Origin of the sequence: Streptococcus oralis (assembly GCF_003943395.1) — a bacterium.
Lineage (GTDB): Bacteria > Bacillota > Bacilli > Lactobacillales > Streptococcaceae > Streptococcus > Streptococcus oralis_BF.
Window position 1 is genome coordinate 48757 of record NZ_RJPJ01000004.1, and the last position, 21486, is coordinate 70242.

17 protein-coding genes are annotated in these 21486 nt (G+C 43.9%); 2 read left to right on the plus strand and 15 right to left on the minus strand.

Annotation, left to right across the window (positions count from 1 at the left end; genetic code table 11):
• Positions 1 to 2: 2 nt before the first annotated feature.
• A complete protein-coding gene (locus tag D8802_RS04120) occupies positions 3 to 815 on the plus strand; it encodes a PTS mannose/fructose/sorbose transporter subunit IIC (protein ID WP_125394895.1) in 813 nt (270 codons plus the stop codon).
• A gap of 14 nt (positions 816 to 829) precedes the next feature.
• Positions 830 to 1741: a PTS system mannose/fructose/sorbose family transporter subunit IID gene (locus tag D8802_RS04125; protein WP_000818322.1), complete on the plus strand. Its 912-nt coding sequence runs from the start codon at positions 830 to 832 to the stop codon at positions 1739 to 1741.
• Between the two features lie 59 nt (positions 1742 to 1800).
• Here D8802_RS04125 and D8802_RS04130 read toward each other — a convergent pair whose 3' ends face one another.
• The 15 genes from D8802_RS04130 to D8802_RS04205 all read right to left on the minus strand — a co-directional run bounded on the left by D8802_RS04130 (position 1801) and on the right by D8802_RS04205 (position 21475).
• Positions 1801 to 4029, minus strand: a complete 2229-nt coding sequence (locus D8802_RS04130; RefSeq protein WP_125394896.1) for an HAD-IC family P-type ATPase — start codon at positions 4027 to 4029, stop codon at positions 1801 to 1803.
• A gap of 165 nt (positions 4030 to 4194) precedes the next feature.
• Positions 4195 to 5529, minus strand: a complete 1335-nt coding sequence (pepC, locus tag D8802_RS04135; RefSeq protein WP_084877530.1) for an aminopeptidase C — start codon at positions 5527 to 5529, stop codon at positions 4195 to 4197.
• Positions 5530 to 5640: 111 nt separating this feature from the next.
• Positions 5641 to 6363: a pseudouridine synthase gene (locus D8802_RS04145; RefSeq protein ID WP_084971871.1), complete on the minus strand. Its 723-nt coding sequence runs from the start codon at positions 6361 to 6363 to the stop codon at positions 5641 to 5643.
• A gap of 72 nt (positions 6364 to 6435) precedes the next feature.
• Positions 6436 to 6666 carry a GlsB/YeaQ/YmgE family stress response membrane protein gene (locus tag D8802_RS04150; protein WP_125394897.1) on the minus strand — a complete coding sequence of 77 codons (231 nt, stop codon included), beginning with the start codon at positions 6664 to 6666 and terminating at the stop codon, positions 6436 to 6438.
• Positions 6667 to 6675: 9 nt separating this feature from the next.
• Positions 6676 to 7917 carry an aminopeptidase gene (locus D8802_RS04155; RefSeq protein ID WP_125394898.1) on the minus strand — a complete coding sequence of 414 codons (1242 nt, stop codon included), beginning with the start codon at positions 7915 to 7917 and terminating at the stop codon, positions 6676 to 6678.
• 15 nt (positions 7918 to 7932) lie between these two features.
• Positions 7933 to 8085, minus strand: a complete 153-nt coding sequence (locus D8802_RS04160; RefSeq protein ID WP_125394899.1) for a hypothetical protein — start codon at positions 8083 to 8085, stop codon at positions 7933 to 7935.
• Between the two features lie 20 nt (positions 8086 to 8105).
• Positions 8106 to 12497 carry a PolC-type DNA polymerase III gene (locus D8802_RS04165; RefSeq protein WP_125394900.1) on the minus strand — a complete coding sequence of 1464 codons (4392 nt, stop codon included), beginning with the start codon at positions 12495 to 12497 and terminating at the stop codon, positions 8106 to 8108.
• Between the two features lie 176 nt (positions 12498 to 12673).
• Positions 12674 to 14053, minus strand: a complete 1380-nt coding sequence (locus D8802_RS04170) for a glycoside hydrolase family 1 protein (protein ID WP_125394901.1) — start codon at positions 14051 to 14053, stop codon at positions 12674 to 12676.
• 107 nt (positions 14054 to 14160) lie between these two features.
• The gene (locus tag D8802_RS04175; RefSeq protein WP_125394902.1) at positions 14161 to 16014 is read right to left on the minus strand and encodes a proline--tRNA ligase; all 1854 of its coding nucleotides are present in this window, start codon (positions 16012 to 16014) and stop codon (positions 14161 to 14163) included.
• Between the two features lie 16 nt (positions 16015 to 16030).
• Positions 16031 to 17287 carry an RIP metalloprotease RseP gene (rseP, locus tag D8802_RS04180; RefSeq protein WP_125394903.1) on the minus strand — a complete coding sequence of 419 codons (1257 nt, stop codon included), beginning with the start codon at positions 17285 to 17287 and terminating at the stop codon, positions 16031 to 16033.
• Between the two features lie 15 nt (positions 17288 to 17302).
• Positions 17303 to 18106 carry a phosphatidate cytidylyltransferase gene (locus D8802_RS04185; RefSeq protein ID WP_125394904.1) on the minus strand — a complete coding sequence of 268 codons (804 nt, stop codon included), beginning with the start codon at positions 18104 to 18106 and terminating at the stop codon, positions 17303 to 17305.
• An 8-nt stretch (positions 18107 to 18114) separates the two neighbouring features.
• Complete coding sequence (locus tag D8802_RS04190) at positions 18115 to 18873, minus strand: isoprenyl transferase (RefSeq protein ID WP_125394905.1); 759 nt, start codon at positions 18871 to 18873, stop codon at positions 18115 to 18117.
• Between the two features lie 409 nt (positions 18874 to 19282).
• Positions 19283 to 20047 (minus strand): amino acid ABC transporter ATP-binding protein, encoded by a 765-nt coding sequence (locus tag D8802_RS04195; protein WP_125394906.1) that lies wholly within the window; start codon positions 20045 to 20047, stop codon positions 19283 to 19285.
• 9 nt (positions 20048 to 20056) lie between these two features.
• A complete protein-coding gene (locus tag D8802_RS04200) occupies positions 20057 to 20779 on the minus strand; it encodes an amino acid ABC transporter permease (RefSeq protein WP_125394907.1) in 723 nt (240 codons plus the stop codon).
• A 3-nt stretch (positions 20780 to 20782) separates the two neighbouring features.
• Positions 20783 to 21475 (minus strand): amino acid ABC transporter permease, encoded by a 693-nt coding sequence (locus D8802_RS04205; protein WP_000255460.1) that lies wholly within the window; start codon positions 21473 to 21475, stop codon positions 20783 to 20785.
• Positions 21476 to 21486 lie beyond the last annotated feature (11 nt).

The window sequence follows — 21486 nt, forward strand, 5'->3', positions numbered from 1 at the left end:
CCATGTCAGATATTTCAATCATTTCTGCTATCTTGGTTGTAGTTGTTGCCTTCCTTGCAGGTCTTGAAGGTATCCTCGACCAATTCCAATTCCATCAACCAATCGTCGCATGTACCCTTATCGGACTTGCAACTGGTAACCTCGAAGCAGGGGTTATGCTTGGTGGATCTCTTCAAATGATCGCCCTTGGTTGGGCAAACATCGGAGCTGCCGTAGCTCCTGACGCTGCTCTTGCATCTGTTGCTGCAGCAATCATCTTGATCAAAGGTGGTAACTTTACTACTGATGGTATCGCCGTTGCAACGGCAACAGCTATCCCTCTTGCTGTAGCTGGACTTTTCTTGACAATGATTGTTCGTACAATCTCAGTTGCCTTAGTTCACTCAGCTGATGCTGCTGCTAAAGACGGAAACATTGCAGCTGTTGAGCGTGCTCACTTTGTTGCACTTCTTCTTCAAGGTCTTCGTATTGCAATCCCTGCTGCCTTCCTTATCGCTATCCCAGCTTCTGCTGTTCAAGATGCTCTCAAATTGATGCCAGACTGGTTGAACGGTGGTATGGCTGTCGGTGGTGCTATGGTCGTTGCCGTTGGTTACGCTATGGTTATCAACATGATGGCAACTCGTGAAGTATGGCCATTCTTCGCTATCGGTTTTGCTCTTGCAGCAATCTCTCAATTGACTTTGATTGCCCTTGGTGTCATCGGTGTTGCCCTTGCCTTCATCTACCTTAACCTTACAAAACAAGGTGGAAACGGTGGCGGCGGAGCTGCAACTTCTAACGACCCAATCGGTGATATCCTAGAAGACTACTAGAAAGGGGAACAATCATGGCTGAAAAAATTCAATTATCAAAATCAGATCGTCAAAAAGTTTGGTGGCGTTCACAATTCCTTCAAGGTTCTTGGAACTACGAACGTATGCAAAACTTGGGTTGGGCTTACTCATTGATCCCAGCTATCAAAAAATTGTACACTAAAAAAGAAGACCAAGCGGCTGCTCTTGAGCGCCACCTTGAATTCTTCAACACTCACCCATACGTCGCTGCTCCAATCATGGGGGTTACTCTTGCACTTGAAGAAGAGCGCGCTAACGGTGTTGAAATCGACGACGCGGCTATCCAAGGGGTTAAAATCGGTATGATGGGACCTCTTGCTGGTATCGGTGACCCAGTATTCTGGTTTACAGTTCGTCCTATCCTTGGAGCTCTTGGTGCATCACTTGCTGCATCTGGTAACCTTGTTGGTCCACTTCTCTTCTTCTTCGGATGGAATGCTATCCGTATGGCCTTCCTATGGTACACACAAGAGTTCGGTTACAAAGCTGGATCTGAGATCACTAAAGACATGTCTGGTGGTATCTTGAAAGACATCACTAAAGGTGCTTCTATCCTTGGTATGTTCATCCTTGCCGTTCTTGTACAACGTTGGGTATCCATCAACTTCACTATCAACCTTCCAGGCAAACAATTGTCAGAAGGTGCCTACATCAACTTCCCAGAAGGTCCTGTTACAGGAGCTGAGTTGAAGGGCATTCTTGGTCAAGCGCTTAGTGGTATGAGCCTAGATAGAGTTCAACCACAAACGCTTCAAGGTCAGTTGGACTCATTGATTCCAGGATTGATGGGACTTCTCCTTACTTTCCTTTGCATGTGGTTGCTTAAGAAAAAAGTATCTCCAATCACAATCATCCTTGCCCTCTTTGCAGTTGGTATCGCAGCTCGTTTCTTCGGTATCATGTAATCTCGGTGAGAATATATAAACAAAAAAGAATCAGGATTAAACCTGATTCTTTTTATGTATCAACTTTTTCTCCTAGTAAGATAATGAAAGCACCCAATCACCACTGCTAGTATGGCAACATAGAGTAGCTGTTTGGCTTCTAAAGGCACAAAAGCTCCCTGTAGGATAAAAGTATTGGCAAGTACACCAACAAGGGCTGCAAGGCTCAAAAACGTGAGCAAAAGCATCTTGTATCGATTAAAAGGCAAGCTGACCTTGGCAACTAGACACAGACCATTGATCAGGGCAAGGAGGAAGCAAATAAATTTGACCTGACCTGGGACAGTGATAAAGAAATTGGTCAAAAGAACACTAGCAACCAGAACGCCACCACCAATCGCCGCGTTGGTTAGGATATCTCTCATAAAGTGAGTGCTAACCTTTTCTTTATTGGACTCAAAAGTCAGGAAGAAGGATGGAATCCCAATCGTAATGGCTGAAATGATTGTAAACTGAATGGGGATAAAGGCAAATTCCAAACCAAATACCACACTCAAAATGGCAAAAACGATGGAGAAGAAGGTCTTTGTTAGAAAAAGAGAGGCTACCTTTTGGATGTTGTTAATGACCCGGCGTCCTTCCATCAAGATATCATAAAATACTGCAAAGTCATCTGTGAGAAAAACAATATTGGAGACGCTTTTTGCTGCACTGGTGGCTCCATTCATAGCAAAACTAATATCTGCTTTTTTGAGAGCCAGAACATCATTGACACCATCACCACTCATGGCGACTGTTTTCCCAGCATTCTGCAAAACGGTCACCATCTTTTCTTTCTGCTCTGGTGTCACGCGACCAAAGATATCATGCTCCAAAACCACTCTTTCAAAGTTCTCATCACTCACCTTGGTCATATCAATCGCACGGGCTTCTTCTTTAAAACCTGCCTTACGAGCAACCCCATATACAGCCACATGATTATCTCCACTGATAATCTTTACTTCCACTCCCTGAGACTCGAAATAGTCAAAGGTTTCCTTGGTATTATCCTTAATCTCATCTGACAGAACGACGTTACCTAGTAATTCCATATTGGCTGGGGTAGTAATCTGGTCCTTGCTATGAGCGAGTGTCAAGATTCGAAAACCTTGCTGTTTTAGATGTTCATAGTAAGGATCCATCGGCTGGGTAAAGCCTAGAAATTCATAAGCACCGAAGAAATAGGTCCCACCCTCTTTTACTTGGACAAAGGAATACTTGTTTTTACTTGAAAAGGCACCAACTTCTTGAACTTCCCATTTTTTCTCACAGGTTAAGTAAGTCTTCAGAGCTCGGGAAGTTGCATTTTCATCTTCGAAATAAGCCAAATAAGAAGACAGTTTCTCTGCTACATTAGCATCCATTTCTTGGACCTTCATATTCCCCGTCGTGATAGTTCCTGTCTTATCAAAACAAAGAACATCTACTCGCGCCAAGGTCTCTACACAGTATAGCTCCTGCACTAGAACCTTCTTTTTAGCCAACTTCATGGCCGCTACCGCAAGGGAGACGCTAACCAAGAGAATCAAGCCCTCTGGAATCATGCCGACCAAGGCGCCAGAACTTCCCAAGACAATTTCAATATAAGTCCGCCCTAGACTAAAACCTCTGACATAGAGCAGAATGGCAACTGGCACCAGCAAGATAGAAACGATTTTTAAAATCTTATCCATATAATCGCGCAGTTGAGAAGGGTATTTTTTGAATTCCTTGCTGGATTTTGCGAGCTTGTTGATATAACTATCGGGACCCACAGCTGTCGCCGTGACCAGACAAGTACCGCTGACGACATTGCTTCCACTCATCAGCTTGTCACCAACTGTTTTAAAGACCGAATCACTTTCACCCGTCAGCAAGGACTCATCAACTTCAATATTCCCTTCAAGGACTTCTGCATCGACAGGCACCTGATCTCCCAGATTGAGATGCAGGTACTCGCCTAGAACGATGTCCTCTGGATCAATCTCAATCGTTTGGCCATCTCGGTTGACTCTGTACTTACTTTTACCAAGCAAACTTAGCTTTTCTAGAGCATTTTTTGAACGCACTTCTTGGAAAATCCCAATGGCTGTATTGATAGCAATCACACCTAAAAAGAGCATATTTTCAAATCGCAAGGTTGTGGCTACCAGAACTGCCAGAGCCAAGTTCATGGCATTAAAGAAGGTAAAGATATTTGAAACGACGATTTCCTTGGTTGTTTTATAGGGTTTAATATCGCTGATGTTTCGTTGACGATTCTTGATGTCTTGACTGCTTAAATACTTCATTTCTACTCCGATATCCTTTTGTACTACTATAGTAACACATATCTTTTTCTCTGTCACTTAAAGACTCAAAATAGGAAGAACTCCCTTGGCAAGCATCATCTATCGCCACTTCAAGAAGGACTTAAAAAAGAAGCTAGGATTTCCCTAACCTCTTTTCTTTATACTTTATTCTGCCAAGGCACCCATTGGATCCCATGGTGCAAGTACGATTGGTTCTGCTTCATAAGCAGCTCGTTCTTCTGCTGTTAGTAATTCTTTACGGACAACGATTTGGTAAGTGTATTCATCCATCCAAGCATCTGAGGCAACGAAGTAACCATCTGTACCGACCTTGTCTCCCCATGAGTTTTCAACCTTCCACTTGGTTGACTTGCCATTTTCATCCAAATCCACACCTGTCAAGACCATGGCGTGGGTCATCAAGCTTTCGCTGTAGTCCAAACGTCCAGCCTTGTCTTGAGTGAGTTGAATATCCATGCTTGATTCAAAGTCATAAACATCTGTCGCAAGGATTCCAGCTTTGCGGTTGCTAAGTTGGCCGACATCTGAACCAAACCAAACAGTTTCTCCTGTTTGCATTTGGGCAATCGCCAATTCTTTCAAGCGTTCCATTGGAACGTTGATGTAGCGAACTGCACGGCTACCAACCACATTTCCTAACATCTCAACTGTGTAAGATTTGCCGTAAGGCTTGTCAGCAGTTGGAGCATTGATAACAGAAACGTAGTCTTCTAGAGGAAGATTGACATATTTCCTGTAAAACTCTTGTGGTGTGATACCCTTTTCGCTTTGGTAGTTATCATCCTTATCGCGATAAGCAAAGTCAAATTTACGTGGTGGAAGACCTAGTGACATAGCAAGGAAGTTAAAGATTTCTTGCAAGAGGTCTTCTTTCTTAGCTTGAACAGTCGCTTGGTCTGCACCAGAAGCGAGCAAGTCACGCAAGATTTGAGCATCTTGGCGAAGCAATTTGTTAAGGATGGCATTGAGCTCACGGCTGCTGCTAGATGAGATAGACTCAGGGTAAACAGACTTGGGCACGACACCGTATTTCTCAAAGAGGGACACTACCATATCCCACTGACCACCGTCTTGTTGAGGTGTTTGGAGTAGAAAGCTAACCTTGCGGCTCGTCAATTCTTGGTCTGCAGTCGCAATGACTTGCTCCAAGAACCAGTTGGATTTCTCGTACTTGTCCCAGAAGAATGTGTGGGCTTGTGACAACTCAAAGTTTTCCAGTTTGTATTGAGAGATGAGTTTGTGGCGGAAGGTGTTGAGAGCTGCAAACATCCAGCAACGACCAGAGGCTTTCTGGTTAGTAACCTTGTCCTTGGTCAAATCCAATGAGAAAACAGGTGTATTGTTTACATGGCTTTGGCGACGTTCTAGGGCTGCAAAAATTCCGTTATGGCTGACAGCATTTTCAATCGCTTGGTATTTGACATTTGCTTCATAGTTGGCAAATAGTCTATCTGTAAATGATTCTTGAATCGCGTTCATAGATTCCTCCTTTTATTCTACTGTCTATTATAACTCTTTTCACAAAGGAAGCAACTGAAAAACGAAAAAAGCAAGGACATTCTCCCTCACCTTTTTCTAATATAAAGCAAATTAAGCAATACTTGCAAAGAGCACTTCTAACTCCTCCTTGGTCAAGCGACGCCATTCTCCTTGTTCTAAGTTCTCATCCAAGACTAGAGTTCCCATCGTCAAACGTTGTAAGTCCACCACTTCCTTGCCACAGTAGGCCACCATTCGTTTGACTTGATGGAACTTCCCTTCAGCAATGGTCACACGAACCAGACTTTGATTTTTTTTTGGATCTACTGATACAAACTCCAGTTTAGCTGGCTGGCAGGTAAAGTCCTTGAGCGGAATCCCCTTAGCAAATGTCTCCACGTCTTCTTGGCTCATGATTCCCTCGACTTGAGCCAAATAGGTCTTATCCACATGACGTTTTGGTGAAAGAAGAGCATGGGCAAGCTGGCCGTCATTGGTCAAAAGCAGGAGGCCATGCGTGTCAATATCCAAGCGCCCTACTGGAAAAACTTCCTTGGTCCGAGCAATATCATCCAACAAGTCCAACACTGTTCTGTGTTTAGAATCCTCAGTCGCTGAAATGACTCCTTGGGGCTTGTTCATCATGTAGTAGACAAACTCCTCGTACTCTAGCACTTGACCATCAAAGCGAATTTCGTCTTTTTCTTCATTTATTTGCAATTTTGCTGATTTTTCTTTTTTGCCATTGACCGTCACGCGTCCAGCCTTGAGCAAGTTTTTGACCTCCGTCCGACTTCCCACAGCGCATGCAACTAAAAATTTATCTAATCTCATAAAACTATTATATCATACTCAAAAGGAGGCTGGTACAATGACCAACCTCCTTTTCTTTTCAGATTTAGGAACTTAACTTCCTCGTCTCCAGAAAATAGCTAAGACAATCATAGCTCCTAAAATAGCTGGGATAATGGCCGTTCCAGCTATAATTGGACCCCAAGTTCCAAAGAGCAGGTGCCCCAAAGAAGCACCAATCCAACCGAGGAACATCTTCCCAAAGCATCCCATACGTTCTCCACGATTGGTGATAGCTCCAGCTAATAGTCCGATTAAAAGGCCGACAAACATGCTTCCAATCATAGATTCTCCTTAATTTGCCCAGTCTCCATTACGAAAGAGCGGTACGCGTGTTCCATCCTCACGGATACCATCGATATCCATTTGATTCGAGCCAATCATAAAGTCCACGTGAACATCTGAACGGTTAAGTCCTGCAGCTTCAAGTTCTTCTTCGCTCATCTCTGCCCCACCAACAACGCTGGTCGCATAGGCTGCACCTATAGCCAAGTGGTTTGATGCATTTTCATCAAAAAGGGTGTTAAAGAAGGTAATGCCTGACTGAGAAATTGAACTCGGATCTGGTACCAAGGCACATTCACCTAAGGCACGCGCACCCGCATTTTCAAAGACAAGATCCTTCATGACCTGATCACCCTTCTCAGCAGTAATGTCTACGATTTGTCCGTCTTTAAAGGTCACCTTAATCCCTTCGATGATATTTCCGTTGTAGCTAAGTGGTTTTGTAGAGGTTACATAGCCATCTGCACGACGGAAGTCAGGCGCTGTGAAGACTTCCTCTGTCGGCATATTTGGCAAGAATCCTTCGCCCTGTGCATTGATAGCACCAGCTGATTCCCAAACGTGATTCTTTGGCAAACCAAGTGTCAAGTCTGTTCCTGGCGCTGTATAGTGAAGGGCTGAGAATTGTTCTTTATTGAGCATTTCTGCCTTGCTCTTGAGGATTGCAGCATGTTCCTCCCAAGCCTTAACAGGATCTGCTTCGTAGACACGGCAAGTTTTGAAGATTTGATCCCAAAGGAGATCAACTGCTTCTTCGTCGCTCGCAGCATTTGGAAAGACTTTCTTAGCCCACTCAAGTCCAGCAGCGGCTGCCACAGTCCAGCTAACCTTGTTGGATTGCGTTGCGATACGCATTGGCTTCATCGCAAGTCCCATAGCTTTAGCAGAAGCCGAAAGCTTGTCCGCATCCACTCCGTTTAAGGCACCTGGATCAGATGAACGGACACCGAGACGGCTAGCCTTGTTCTCCAAGAGATAGTTCATCTCAGCAATCTTGTATTCTGGCACATTGTCCAAGCGCTCCATCGGCGCGTGGAGGAATTTCTCTCGGTTGATCACATCATCTGTCCACTGAACGATGACCTCATGTGCACCCAAGGCATAAGCTTCTTTCACGATCAAATGCGCCAACTCACGTTGCTCCACATCAATAGAAAGAGCCAAAGTGTGACCAGGTTGCACGTTAATTCCATTCGCAACCAACAATTTCGCATATTTTTCTAGATTTTCTTTAAAATTGGGTAAAACCATTCTATTCTTCCTTTTCTATTTTTCTTTCAAAGCAGAAAACAATCCTGCTAAAGCAATGGCACCAGACAAGAGTGATGTTGATAGAATAATTGTTTCATCTGCCAGCTCTAACTGATAGTCAAAAACCTTTTCAGCAGGTTTATCTTCCGCAAAAATTCTTAGTTTCATGAGAAACTCCTTAAAATTTATTAAAACAAATCATCAAACAAACTCAACTGGTTATCCTCTGGCATATTGCCGAGAATCCCCATTTCATCCATCTTTTCAACCAAGGTCGATGACAGTCCGCCACGCTTGCGGAGTTCGGTTTTAGAGAGGAATTCTCCCTCTTCACGCGCACGCACCAACTGCTTAGCAACGTTCTCTCCCAGACCATCCATTGCTACAAATGGCGGAATGAGGGTATCCCCATCAATGAGGAACTCTGTCGCCTGACTACGGTAGAGGTCCAGTTTCCCAAACTTGAAACCACGTTCCCACATTTCATTGACAATCTCAAGAGTGGTATAGAGATCAATCTCCACATTAGAGACTTCATTGTTCTTCCGTTTTTCAGCGATTTCTTCCATTCTACGCTTGATGGCATCCAAGCCCGCACCCATGGTCTTGATATCAAAGGCCTTGGCGCGGATGGAGAAGTAAGCACAGTAATAATAAATGGGATGGTGAACCTTGAAGTAGGCCACACGCAAGGCCATCATAACGTAGGCTGCCGCATGGGCTTTGGGGAACATATACTTGATTTTCCCACAGGACTCGATATACCACTCCGGCACCTTATTGGCCTTCATGGCTTCAATATAGCCATTTCGCTCCTCTTCGGAAATCTTCAGCCACAAGCCCTTACGTACCCGTTCCATGATGGTAAAGGCCATCTTAGGTTCAAGACCAGCGTGCATGAGGTAAACCATGATGTCGTCCCGACAACCGATAACGGTTGATAGGTCAGCAATTCCTTGCTTGATCAAATCCTGAGCATTTCCTAACCAGACATCGGTACCGTGGGACAGACCTGAGAGCTGAAGCAACTCTGCAAAGGTCGTCGGATGCGTCTCGTCTACCATCCCACGTACAAAGTTGGTTCCAAACTCTGGAATCCCCAGCATACCCGTCGGTGTTCCGATTTGTTCAGGAGTCACACCTAGCACATCAGTCCCAGAAAAGAGGGCCATCACACCTTCGTCATCCATAGGAATTTCATTAGGGTCAATCCCAGACAAGTCCTGAAGTTTGCGAATCATGGTCGGATCATCATGACCTAGCACATCAAGTTTGAGGACGTTCTCATCGATATCGTGGAAGTTAAAGTGAGTAGTCTGCCATTCAGCCGTCACGTCATCCGCTGGATACTGGACAGGCGTAAAATCGTAGACATCCATGTAGTTAGGAATAACAACAATTCCCCCCGGGTGTTGTCCTGTTGTCCGCTTGACACCAGCCGCACCTTGAGCGAGGCGTTCCACCTCTGCATCACGATAAAACTTCCCATAGTCCCGCTCATAGCCCTTGACAAATCCATAGGCAGTTTTGGCAGCTACCGTACCAACCGTTCCTGCACGGAAGGCATATTCTTCACCAAAGATATCACGTACATCCAAGTGGGCGCTAGGCTGGTCTTCTCCCGAGAAGTTCAAGTCAATATCGGGAACCTTGTCCCCATCAAATCCAAGGAAGGTCTCGAACGGAATATCCTGCCCGTTTTTGCTGAGTTTATGACCACAGTTTGGACAGTCCTTATTGGGCATATCAAAACCTGAACCATAAGAACCATCCGTAATAAACTCACTATACTGACACTGAACACAGACATAGTGAGGAGAGAGAGGGTTAACCTCGGTAATCCCAATCATAGTCGCAACAAAACTGGATCCAACAGACCCACGAGAACCAACCAAGTAGCCCCGTTCATTGGAACGTTGCACTAACATCTGGGAAGCCAGATAAATCACGGCAAATCCATTCCCCAGTATGGACGTTAATTCCTTTTCAATCCGCAAATCAACGATGTCTGGCAACGGATTTCCATAAATCTCAAAAGCTTTCTTATAGGTCAGTTCAGCGACCGTTTCTTCCGCCTTGTCAATGAAAGGCGTGTACAAGTCACCCTTAACAACCTCAACAGGTTCAAAGATATCTGCCAAGGCATTGGTGTTTTCAATAACCAATTTGCGTGCTAGATCCTCGCCCAAGAAGGCAAATTCATCCAACATCTCATTAGTGGTTCGAAAATGAGCTTTGGGAAGTGGAGCTGGTTGGGCATGTTCGCCATGACCGATGGTTCGGTTAATCATAGCCCCCTGTCCTAAACTACGGACGATAATTTCACGGTAAATCTCTTCTTCTGGTTCGATATAATGGACATTTCCCGTAGCCAGAACAGGCTTGCCAAGACGGTCCCCAATCTCTATCAAACTCCTGATAATAGTCTGGAGTTCCTCCATATCCTTGACCTGCTCTTTAGCAATCAATGGCGCATAGATAGCTGGTGGCATGACCTCAATAAAGTCATAATACTTGGCCACCTCAACCGCTGCATCCACACCTTGGGAAACGACCGCATCAAAAACTTCACCTTCCGAACAAGCCGACCCCAAAATCAAACCTTCCCGATGGGCATCTAGAACCGTTCTCGGAATCCGTGGCACCCCTTCAAAGTACTTGGTATTAGACAAAGAAACCAGTTTAAAGATATTTTTTAGACCAACTTGATTCTTGACATAAATAGTCGCATGCTTGATTCGAGCTTTTTTATAAGAATCTAGACTGATTAGATCAATATTTAACCTAGCCAAATCCGTCACACCATGTTTTTCTGCCACCTCTTTAATAAAGATAAAAAGCAGACGACCAGTAGCTTCCGCATCGTAATTAGCCATGTGGTGATGTTCCAAAGCCACACCAAAACGCTTGGTCAAAGGTCCCAAACCATGACGTTTATACTCAGGATAGAGGTTTCTAGCAAACTCCAGCGTATCGATAACTGGCTGGCTAATCTTAGGCAGACCATGGCGCTCATAGTTGGCATTCATAAAGCCAACGTCAAAGGTAGCATTGTGAGCAACTAAGACTGTATCCTTGCAAAACTCTTGGAATTCTTGTAAAACTTGTTCCAGTGGTTTGGCATTTTTGACATGATCATCTGTAATACCTGTTAACTCAGTAGTAAAGGCTGACAAGGGATGCCCAGGATTGATAAATTCATCAAATTCGGCAATAACATTCCCCTTGTACATCTTAGAGGCCGCAACCTGAATCAAATCATTATAAATGGCTGATAGACCTGTCGTTTCCACGTCAAAAACCACATAGGTCGCTTCTGACAAGTCCATCTCCACTTCATTATAAACGATAGGAACACGGTCCTCTACAATATTGGCTTCCATTCCATAGATCAGCTGGATTCCAGCTTTCTTGGCCGCCTTATAGCCGTGTGGGAAGGACTGGACATTCCCATGGTCGGTGATAGCAACTGCCTTGTGTCCCCACTTAGCAGCTGTCGCAACGATCTCCTCTACCTCTGGTAGAGCATCCATGGTCGACATGTTAGTATGAGCATGAAACTCAACCCGACGCTCACCTTCTGGCATTAAATCCTTGCGTTCATAGTGAACAACTTCCTGCACATCCTGCACGTTCATGGTCAAATCGCGTGTAAAGTTATTCATCTCCACATTCCCACGAACACGAAGCCACGAATTCTTCTTAATGATGTCAAACTTCTGAGCCTCTTCTTCATTCTTAACCCATTTTTGCATTGAAAAACTTGAAGTGTAGTCTGTCATTTTAAAGTTGATCAAAACGCGACCAGTTCTGGTCACCTTATGCTCCACATCAAAAACGACCCCTTCAAAGACCAGGCGATTTTCCTCAGTCGTCACGTCGATCATCTGGGTAACTTCAGCCTTATCTAGTTTAGGCTTGGCCGCAGCCTTTTTAGCCTGAAAATCAAAGGCTGGCTTCTCTTCTACTGGAGGAGGGGCCATTTGTTCCAGTTGCTCCATAGCTCGCAAAGCCTCTTCATTGGCAGCTTGAACAATCTGTTCATTCTCCGTATGGAAGGCTTCCTCCTGCTCTTGTGTAAGGGCATCATTCTTTTCTATCTGACAGACAAAAGCTGGGAAACCAAACTTTTCAAGTTGCTTTGCTAAATTAGGAAGATGATTCTTCTTAAAGTGTTCTTTATCAATCGCCTCTGAACCCTCAATAAAGAGTTGATTTCCCTCCGCACGAACTTTTAAATTCTGGTAAAGAGATTTGAATCCTTGGCTTGCACACGGACCTTCAGAAAAAACCTCCTTATAGTAGGACTGCAAAAGTTCATTTGAAAATTCCTGAGAGAGAACCTTGATTTCGAAAACAGCTTTATTTCCAGTCTTAGAGAATTCCTCACTCAACCCTTTCTTTAACTCTAGAAAGATTTCTATAGGTAAAATTTTAGAAAATACAAAATGAAATTCCCAGACCTTACTAATTTTATGAACCACAACACGCTCAATTCTTGCATCAACAAGAGCAGGATCCTGTCTCAGCTGATCAGAGATTCCTAGTTGATTCATTAAAATTTCAAACTTACTTGACATTCATTTTCCTCACATTATTCTCTTACTATTTTACCATAATTAAAGAAAATATATATCCAGTACCATCTCCCTTGCGACTTAGATGGAAAGATTTTATCATACTTGTAATAGATAAAACTATACTGACCCGTAGTCACATATTAAAAAGTGAGATGATTTTCATCTCACTTTTATTCTTAAAATCCATTATGGTCGCTAAGCTCTTTGAACCAGTGGCCTGATTTTTTCAAGCGGCGTTCTTGGGTTTCCAAGTTAAGCTCAACTAGACCATAGCGGTTTTTATAACTATTGAGCCATGACCAGCAATCGATAAAGGTCCAAATCAAGTAACCCTTACAGTTGGCCCCGTCTTCAATGGCACGGTGGAGTTCACGCAGATGCCCTTTGACAAAGTCAATACGATAGTCGTCCTGAATCATGCCATTCTCACGGAACTTGTCTTCACCTTCAACCCCCATACCATTCTCTGTCAGCATCCACTCAATATTACCATAGTTTTCCTTGATATTTTGAGCGATATCATAAATCCCTTGCTCGTAGATTTCCCAACCGCGGTGAGGATTGATCTTACGACCAGGCATGACATAAGGTTCATAGAAATGCTCTGGCAAGAGTGGGCTATCAGGATGCTTAGCAAATCGAGGTGCCATAACGCGCAAAGGCTGATAGTAGTTGACACCAAGGAAATCTACTGTATTGTCACGAATGACTTCCAATTCTTCAACAGTGTACTCTGGCAGCAAATCATGCTCTGCTAAAATCTCTACTAATTCTTCTGGATAAGCTCCTAAAACAGACGGATCTAGGAAAGATTGAGCTTGGAAGAGATCGGCAATGCGAGCAGCCTTGACATCCGCAGGATGCTGGCTACGTGGATAAGCTGGCGTCAAATTGAGGACAATCCCAATCTTGGAATCAGGCAAAACTTCATGACAGGCCTTAACCGCAAGACTACTAGCCAGTTGTGTGTGATAGGCAACCTTAACCGCTGCTTTGGCATTCACCTTGTGAGGATAGTGAGCATCGTAAAAATAGCCAAACTCCACGGGAACAATGGGCTCATTAAAGGTAATCCATTGGTCCACCAAGTCACCGTAAGTTTCAAAACAAAAACGAGCATAGTCTTCATAAGCTGAGACAGTTGCCTTATTTTCCCAGCCATCGCCGTCTTCTTGGAGGGCAAATGGCAGGTCGAAGTGATAGAGATTGACTAAGAGACGAATCCCCTTGGCCTTAATAGCCTCAAAAACCTGACGGTAGAAAGCCACCCCTTGCGGATTGACCTCTCCACGACCTTGCGGGAAAATACGAGACCACTGAATAGAAGTTCGGAAGGCTGTATGCCCAGTCTCTAACAAGAGCTCAATATCCTTCTCCCAGTTTTCGTAAAAAGTCGATGTTTTGTCAGGTCCAATTCCATTGTAGTAGCGATTGGGTTCCACCTGATACCAATAATCCCAGAGATTATCTCCCTTGCCATCACCTGGCACTCGTCCTTCTGTCTGTGGTCCAGAAGTGGAGGAACCCCAAACAAAATCCTTTGGAAATTTTAGCATTGTTATACCTCTTAACTTGATTATGTCCTTATTCACTTCCATTATATAGAAAAAACAAGGTAAAAACTAGTTACATTTTTGCCTTGTTTTTCTTCTGATTATAGTTTTTATTTCTTGCTTAGGATTTCAAGCGTTTCAAGCAAGTTGTCTGCGTGAACTTCGATGGTGTCACCAGTCGCCTTAATCTTAACTTCTACGATGCCATCGGCTGCTTTTTTCCCAACAGTGATACGGATTGGCAACCCAATCAAGTCGCTATCGCTGAATTTAACACCGACACGTTCGTTACGGTCGTCTGTCAAGACTTCGTAACCAGCTCCCATCAAGCTTGCTTCAAGTTTTTCTGTCAAGACTTGCGCTTCTTCGTCCTTGACATTGACAGTGATCAGGTGCACATCAAATGGTGCCAATTCTTTAGGGAAGTTGATTCCCCAAGCATAGCGGAATTCACCCTTAGGAGTTTTATTGACAAAGAGACGAGCGTGTTGTTCCATAACTGCTGAGAGAAGACGGCTAACACCGATACCGTAACATCCCATGATGATTGGCACAGCACGACCATTCTCGTCCAAAACATCTGCGCCCATACTTGCTGAATAACGAGTTCCGAGTTTGAAAATATGACCGATCTCGATACCACGCGCAAAGTTAAGGACACCTTGTCCGTCTGGTGAAATTTCACCCTCACGAACTTCACGTATATCCACATATTCTGCGGTAAAGTCACGACCTGGATTCACACCCGTCAAGTGGTAGCCATCTTCGTTAGCCCCTACAACAGCATTGCGAACATCTTGTACCTTACGGTCTGCAATGATTTTCACATTTTCTGGCAAACCAACTGGGCCAAGCGAACCAAAGCCAGCTGAGATAACATTTGCTACTTCTTCCTCGCTAGCAACGTCAAAGAAATCTGCACCCAAATAGTTTTTCAACTTGACTTCGTTGAGTTGGTCATTTCCAACTAGAAGGGCTGCAACAAGCTCACCATCTGCCATGTAGAAGAGGGTTTTGATTGTTTGTTCTTCTGGAACGTTGAGGAAGGCTGCGACTTCATCGATGGATTTAACACCTGGAGTTTCGACGCGAGCCACTTCTTCTTCCGCAACGACACGGTTGCTTGGTTTGTACTCGTTTGTTGCCATTTCTAAGTTAGCCGCATAGCTAGACTCACTTGAGTAGGCAATAGTGTCTTCACCAGAAACCATCCATTTGAGCAATTCTGCCTTGATTTCTTCTTGCACTTCTGCAGGAATTTCATCAAATGAGGCAACTGACTTGTCTAAGACAACCCAGCGGTCGAGGTCTGTACGAGCTGGTGTAATCGCCATAAATTCTTGGCTGTCCTTACCACCCATAGCACCGCCGTCACCGATGATGGCCTTGAAGTCCAAGCCACTGCGAGTGAAGATACGTTCATAGGCCGCCTTGTATTCGTCATAAGTCACAGCCAAACTATCGTAATTAGCATGGAAACTATAACCATCTTTCATGATAAATTCACGCGTACGGAGAAGACCGTTACGTGGGCGTTTTTCATCACGGTACTTAGGTTGGATTTGGTAAAGGTTGAGCGGCAATTGCTTGTAAGATTTCACAGAGTCACGAATAATAGCTGTAAAAGTTTCTTCGTGTGTCGGACCTAGGATAAAGTCTGACTTTTCACGATTTTTCAGTTTATAAAGGTCTTCACCATAGGTTTCATAACGACCTGATTCACGCCAAAGATCGGCACTGAGAAGGGCAGGAGCCAACATCTCCACCGCACCAATCTTATCAAACTCTTGGCGCATGATGTTCTTAGCCTTTTCAATCACACGGTTAGCGAGTGGTAGGTAAGAATAAACACCGGCAGAAACTTGACGAACATAACCAGCACGCAACATAAGGGCATGGCTGATAACTTGAGCATCGCTTGGCATTTCGCGAAGCGTTGGGATTAGCATTTTACTTTGTTTCATAATATTCCTCGATTATCTAAAAGAAGAGTCGCATAATGTCATTCCAGGTCACAGCTAGCATCAAGACAACCATGATAACTACACCAGCCATGGTGACATAGGTTTCAATTTCTTGTTTAAGGGGTTTCCGGCGGATAGCCTCTAGGATATTGAGTACAATCTTTCCACCATCCAAAGCCGGGATCGGAATCAAGTTAAAAATCCCGATATTGATGGAAATCATAGCTAGGAAGTAGAGGACATTCTCAAGACCATTTTTGGCAGCATCGCTACTTGCCTTAAAAATGGCAACGGGACCACCGAGTTTGTTCAAATCTGGATGAAAAATCAAGTTTTTCAGAGCTGAAAGGATACGGAGCCCTGAGTCAGCAGCAGTTGTAAATCCACCAACAAACATGGATAGAAAGTCTGACTTGACTCCCGGTTGAACCCCAAGAATATAGCGTCCTTGATTTTCTTCTGGAGTCACAGTGACTTGTTTTTCGCTACCATTTTCAGAAATGGTCACATCCAAGGTCGGAGCGGTCTTGTCCTTGGTATCTGCTTCCACAGCCTGGGTCAAGTCTTGCCAATTCTTAACCTCATGCGAGCCGACCTTGGTAATTTGAGCGGTCTCAACTACACCTACCTTAGCCAATGCTCCCTCCGGCATGACATGAAAGAGATTGGTCTGAGTATCTCTAACACCGCCCTGCAAAAAGATCAAGATCCAAAAAACAACAACACCTAAGATAAAGTTATTCATAGGACCTGCAAAGTTGGTGATGAGCTTACCCCAGATAGAAGCATTTTGGTACTGTACATCCAAAGGAGCAATGCGCACTTCGGTTCCATCTGCCTCAACAACCGTTGCATCATGATCCACTGCAAAGGTCTTTTCTTCTTCCAAAACCAAGCCTTTAATGAAGAGCTTATCTTCGAAATCAAACTGGGTTACCTGCATAGGGAGAGCTGTTTGATCCAGTTTCTTCCCAGATAGATTGATTCGTTTGACCTTACCATCCTCTGCAAGTGTTAAACTGACTGGGGTTCCAGTCTTGATTTCCGTCGCATCATCACCCCAGCCTGCCATACGAACATAGCCTCCTAAAGGAAGGATTCGAATGGTATAAGCAGTGCCATCCTTACCGATATGAGCAAAAATCTTGGGTCCCATACCAATGGCAAATTCACGAACTAGAATGCCTGATTTCTTGGCAAAATAAAAATGTCCAAACTCATGCACCACCACGATAATCCCAAAAACCAGGATAAAGGTTAGCAATCCAATCATTCAATATTCCTTTCTTTAGAAGAGACCAAACAAGTGCATGATAGGAAAGACAACTAGCATACTATCAAAACGATCCAACACGCCACCATGCCCCGGGATAAATTTCCCTGAATCCTTGACACCGAAATGGCGTTTAATAGCACTCTCAATCAAGTCACCAAACTGACCTGCCACACTGAAGAAGACGGCAAAGAGGCTCATTCTATAAATTCCATAAGGGAGAGCAACTGTGCTGTCTACAAGCATGAAGATTGCGGTTACCAGTACCGCACCTAGAATACCACCGATAAAGCCCTCAATACTCTTATTGGGAGAGACTCTCGGAGCCAACTTATGCTTGCCAAAATTCATCCCTATCAGGTAAGCTGCGCTATCTGTCGCCCAGACGATAAAGAGGGCCAGAAGCACCTTGTCAAAACCCGCCACCCGAGCATCTAGTAAGGCATTAAAGCCAAAACCAACATAAAAGCTCATCGCAATCGGGAAAACTGCATCTTCAATGGTATAGCTTTTACTGAAAACAGTGGTCCCTAGCATAATTGTAATAAGAACGCTGTAGGCAACCACATTCCCATCAACTGGCAAAAAAGTTAGGTAATTTTCTAAGGGGATTGTGAGGGCAAAGGTCGCAAAGAGGGTCAAGGTGCCCTCGATGGTCATGGTCTTTAGCCCCTTCATGTGCAAGAGTTCATGGACAGCCAGCATCGCTAATAAACCAATTCCTATCTGCAACAAGAACCCTCCCACAAATAAGACTGGGAGGAAAATGGCCAGGGCCAATACTGCAAACAATGTTCTCTTTTGTAAATCCTTGGTCATATCTTCTCCTAAACTCCTCCAAACCGGCGATTGCGATGGTTAAAAGCAGCAATAGCTTCCTGCAGAGCAGCTTCATCAAAATCAGGCCACAAGGTATCCGTAAAATAAAGCTCGCTATAGGCTGCTTGCCATGGCAAGAAATTACTCAAACGTAACTCACCACTCGTGCGGATAATCAAATCTGGGTCTCGCAAATCCTTTGGTAGGCGTTGCGTGAAAAGGTAGTCCCCAATCATATCTTCTGTGATATCGCCAGGATTGATTTTGGCATCTAGAACTTCCTGAGTCAAGCTCTTAAGAGCCTGCGTGATTTCAGCACGACCACCATAATTAAGGGCAAAATTGAGAATCAAGCCTGTATTGTTCTTGGTCAACTCCTCTGCTTTTTTCAAAGCTTCAAACGTCGGCTTAGGCAGACGGTCTGTCTCCCCAATCATCTGAATCTTAACATTATTTGCGTGCAATTCAGGGACATAGTTATCATAAAACTCGACTGGCAAGTTCATGATAAACTTGACTTCTTGATCTGGGCGCGTCCAATTTTCCGTTGAAAAGGCATAGACTGTGATGACCTTAACTCCCATCTTATTAGCTGCCTTGGTCACCTGTTGGAGGGCTTCCATCCCCGCCTTATGACCAAAAACCCGTGGTTGCATCCGTTTTTTAGCCCAGCGACCATTTCCATCCATGATGATGCCAATGTGAGCAGGAACCTGTGTTGGAACCTCAACTTCTACAGCTTTATCTTTCTTAAAAAATCCAAACATGATCTTATTCCTATTCAAAAATCTATCGTTTCATTATACCATATTTCCCTCTATTCTTCTATTGCTAAGTTACTGCCCCTGCTTACAGATAGACAAAAATAAGCCGCCTGATTGGGCGACTTTATTTTATAGGGAGATTATTATGAAAAAGTTTTAGGAGTTTAAGTTAAGTTTTTCTTAACTTATGGGCTTAGTATACACCTCCTAGCTTAAATTTTTCTTAAGTTTTTTGAGAAATGAAAAATCTAAAATAAGATTGCCCACTTGGGTGTACGAAAAGTATATCAAATAGCCAATCTGAGTCTAAAACCTAGCTTTTTCTGAAAGTTATTTCAAGCTGACACCTTGTTTCCGCAGTTTATAGATTGGAACTTTGTTTCATAAGTTACTTTCACAATGCACTTGTCTATCAAATCATATATTCTACACTATAGGTGGCATCTGATAAGATACGAGCCAGAAACTGCTTGGTACGTTCTTCTTGTGGACGACTAAAGAAATCATGTGGATTATTCTCCTCTACGATACGGCCTCCATCCATGAAAATAACGTGGTTAGCGACATCCCTAGCAAATCCCATCTCATGTGTGACAACCACCATGGTCACACCTTCTCTCGCCAACTGTTTCAGAACATCCAAAACATCTCCAACCAACTCAGGGTCTAGTGCTGATGTTGGTTCATCTAGCAAAATAACCTCGGGCTTGACGGCAATAGCACGCGCAATTCCTATTCGTTGTTGTTGCCCTCCAGATAGCTGGGAAGGGTAGTAGTCTTTGTAGGCTAGTAAACCAACTTTTTCCAAGGCAGATTCTGCACGTTTGAGCGCTTCTTCCTTGGGAACTTTACGAGCCACGATTAGGCCTTCTAGAATATTTTCCAGAGCAGTTTTGTTTGCAAAGAGATTGTAGTGTTGGAAAACAAAGGCTGTTTTTTGGCGAATTTCTAGAATGTCTTTCTTGCTTAATTTGGCCAAGTCATAAGTTTTTCCTGCCAATGTCAAATGGCCACTGTCAGCTTTTTCTAAGTGGTTTAGACAACGGAGAAAGGTCGTTTTCCCCGAACCTGATGGTCCTAAGATAACGACGACATCCCCTTGGTTGACCTGGAGATTGACATCCTCCAGGACCTGCCTCTCACCAAATGTTTTTGCGATATGTTCTACTTGTAACATTCTGTCCTCCTATACAAAACGCGTGCTAGATGCTTTTGCTCCCTTTTCTTTTTTTACATAACCTTTTTCCAGCAGGGAGAAGCCCCACTGAATCAAACCACAGATCAAAATATACTGCAAAAAGATCACAAAATAAGACTCAAAATACTGGTAACCGTAGGACGCTTCTACACGAGCAATAGCGGTGATATCCTTGATAGTCATAACAAAGACCAGAGAGGTCCCTTTGACGATATTATTCACCAGATTGGCCAAGTTAGGCAAGGCTGAGCGCAAGGCTTGAGGAAAAACAATCCTTAGATAGGCCTGGGTCGTAGTCAGCCCAATCGCATGCGCCGCCTCTAGTTGTCCCTTGTCCACCGTCAAGATAGCTGAACGCAAAATCTCCGATAAACTCCCGACTGTCATCAAACTATAAATGATAAAGGCATAATAGAGAGGATCAAGCTTGAAAATATCAAAGTCACTTCCTATGCTTTTGAGAAATTGATTCAGCAAACTTGGAAATAAACTATAAAAGAAGAGAATCAATAAAATCGGAGGAGTCGCTCGGATAAACGCCAGATAGACCAGAGAAAAATTCCTCACTCCTCGAACCTTGTAGATCTGCCCCAAGGCTAAAAATAGAGCCGGTATAAAGCTTAAGACCATGGCCACAATCATGATAATCAAGGTGATTGGTACACCCTTCAAGGTCTCCAGAAAGGTCTTTACAATATAGTCTATATCCATTTCTTACCTCCCTTTTGTTTCCAAAGACTTCTCAAGCAAACGACTCAAGCTAGAAATAACCAAGGCAATCCCCCAGTAAAGAAGTGCAACTGCCGTATAGGTTTCCAGAGAGTAGTTCCCTAAATTGCGACTAATCAAGAGATTGCCTGCCCCCATAACATCAACGAAACCAATCGTATAGGCCAAGGCAGCATCCCGCATGAGATTGAGAATAGCGGTCGTTATATTGGGAAGAGCAACTTGAAAAGCTTGGGGAAAAATGATTCTCCAAAAAGTCTGACTTGGAGTCAAACCAATACTAAGCCCGGCCTCTGTCTGCCCCTTTGGAATAGCTTGATAGGCCGCCTTGAAAACCTCGGCAACAATAGCCGCAAACAAGAGAATCATCGTCAAGAGAACAAAAATAGTTTTAGACCAGTTGTTGATGTCCAAACCAAGCCACCATTTCAGAAATTCTGGCAAGCCATAAAAGACTAGAAAAAGCAAGACAATCGGCGGTGTACAACGAAGGGTAAAGATATAGCCTTTGGAAATCGCTGCAAAACTCTTGTCTTCTCCTACTTGTGCCCAGGCCAAGAGACCTCCAAAAAGGGACCCAAGAAGAGTGGTAAAAAAGAGAATGGACAAGGTCATAGGAAGTGCCTGCCATAAGGTTGGCAAAAACTGAAAGACCTTGGAAAAATCATAAGAAACCATGCAAAACCCTT

What these genes read in the sequence shown, in the direction of transcription:
- D8802_RS04120 (WP_125394895.1), top strand. Translation starts at nt 3, where the DNA reads ATGTCAGATATTTCAATCATTTCTGCTATCTTGGTTGTAGTTGTTGCC.
- D8802_RS04125 (WP_000818322.1), top strand. Translation starts at nt 830, where the DNA reads ATGGCTGAAAAAATTCAATTATCAAAATCAGATCGTCAAAAAGTTTGG.
- D8802_RS04130 (WP_125394896.1), bottom strand. Translation starts at nt 4,029, where the DNA reads ATGAAGTATTTAAGCAGTCAAGACATCAAGAATCGTCAACGAAACATC.
- pepC (WP_084877530.1), bottom strand. Translation starts at nt 5,529, where the DNA reads ATGAACGCGATTCAAGAATCATTTACAGATAGACTATTTGCCAACTAT.
- D8802_RS04145 (WP_084971871.1), bottom strand. Translation starts at nt 6,363, where the DNA reads ATGAGATTAGATAAATTTTTAGTTGCATGCGCTGTGGGAAGTCGGACG.
- D8802_RS04150 (WP_125394897.1), bottom strand. Translation starts at nt 6,666, where the DNA reads ATGATTGGAAGCATGTTTGTCGGCCTTTTAATCGGACTATTAGCTGGA.
- D8802_RS04155 (WP_125394898.1), bottom strand. Translation starts at nt 7,917, where the DNA reads ATGGTTTTACCCAATTTTAAAGAAAATCTAGAAAAATATGCGAAATTG.
- D8802_RS04160 (WP_125394899.1), bottom strand. Translation starts at nt 8,085, where the DNA reads ATGAAACTAAGAATTTTTGCGGAAGATAAACCTGCTGAAAAGGTTTTT.
- D8802_RS04165 (WP_125394900.1), bottom strand. Translation starts at nt 12,497, where the DNA reads ATGTCAAGTAAGTTTGAAATTTTAATGAATCAACTAGGAATCTCTGAT.
- D8802_RS04170 (WP_125394901.1), bottom strand. Translation starts at nt 14,053, where the DNA reads ATGCTAAAATTTCCAAAGGATTTTGTTTGGGGTTCCTCCACTTCTGGA.
- D8802_RS04175 (WP_125394902.1), bottom strand. Translation starts at nt 16,014, where the DNA reads ATGAAACAAAGTAAAATGCTAATCCCAACGCTTCGCGAAATGCCAAGC.
- rseP (WP_125394903.1), bottom strand. Translation starts at nt 17,287, where the DNA reads ATGATTGGATTGCTAACCTTTATCCTGGTTTTTGGGATTATCGTGGTG.
- D8802_RS04185 (WP_125394904.1), bottom strand. Translation starts at nt 18,106, where the DNA reads ATGACCAAGGATTTACAAAAGAGAACATTGTTTGCAGTATTGGCCCTG.
- D8802_RS04190 (WP_125394905.1), bottom strand. Translation starts at nt 18,873, where the DNA reads ATGTTTGGATTTTTTAAGAAAGATAAAGCTGTAGAAGTTGAGGTTCCA.
- D8802_RS04195 (WP_125394906.1), bottom strand. Translation starts at nt 20,047, where the DNA reads ATGTTACAAGTAGAACATATCGCAAAAACATTTGGTGAGAGGCAGGTC.
- D8802_RS04200 (WP_125394907.1), bottom strand. Translation starts at nt 20,779, where the DNA reads ATGGATATAGACTATATTGTAAAGACCTTTCTGGAGACCTTGAAGGGT.
- D8802_RS04205 (WP_000255460.1), bottom strand. Translation starts at nt 21,475, where the DNA reads ATGGTTTCTTATGATTTTTCCAAGGTCTTTCAGTTTTTGCCAACCTTA.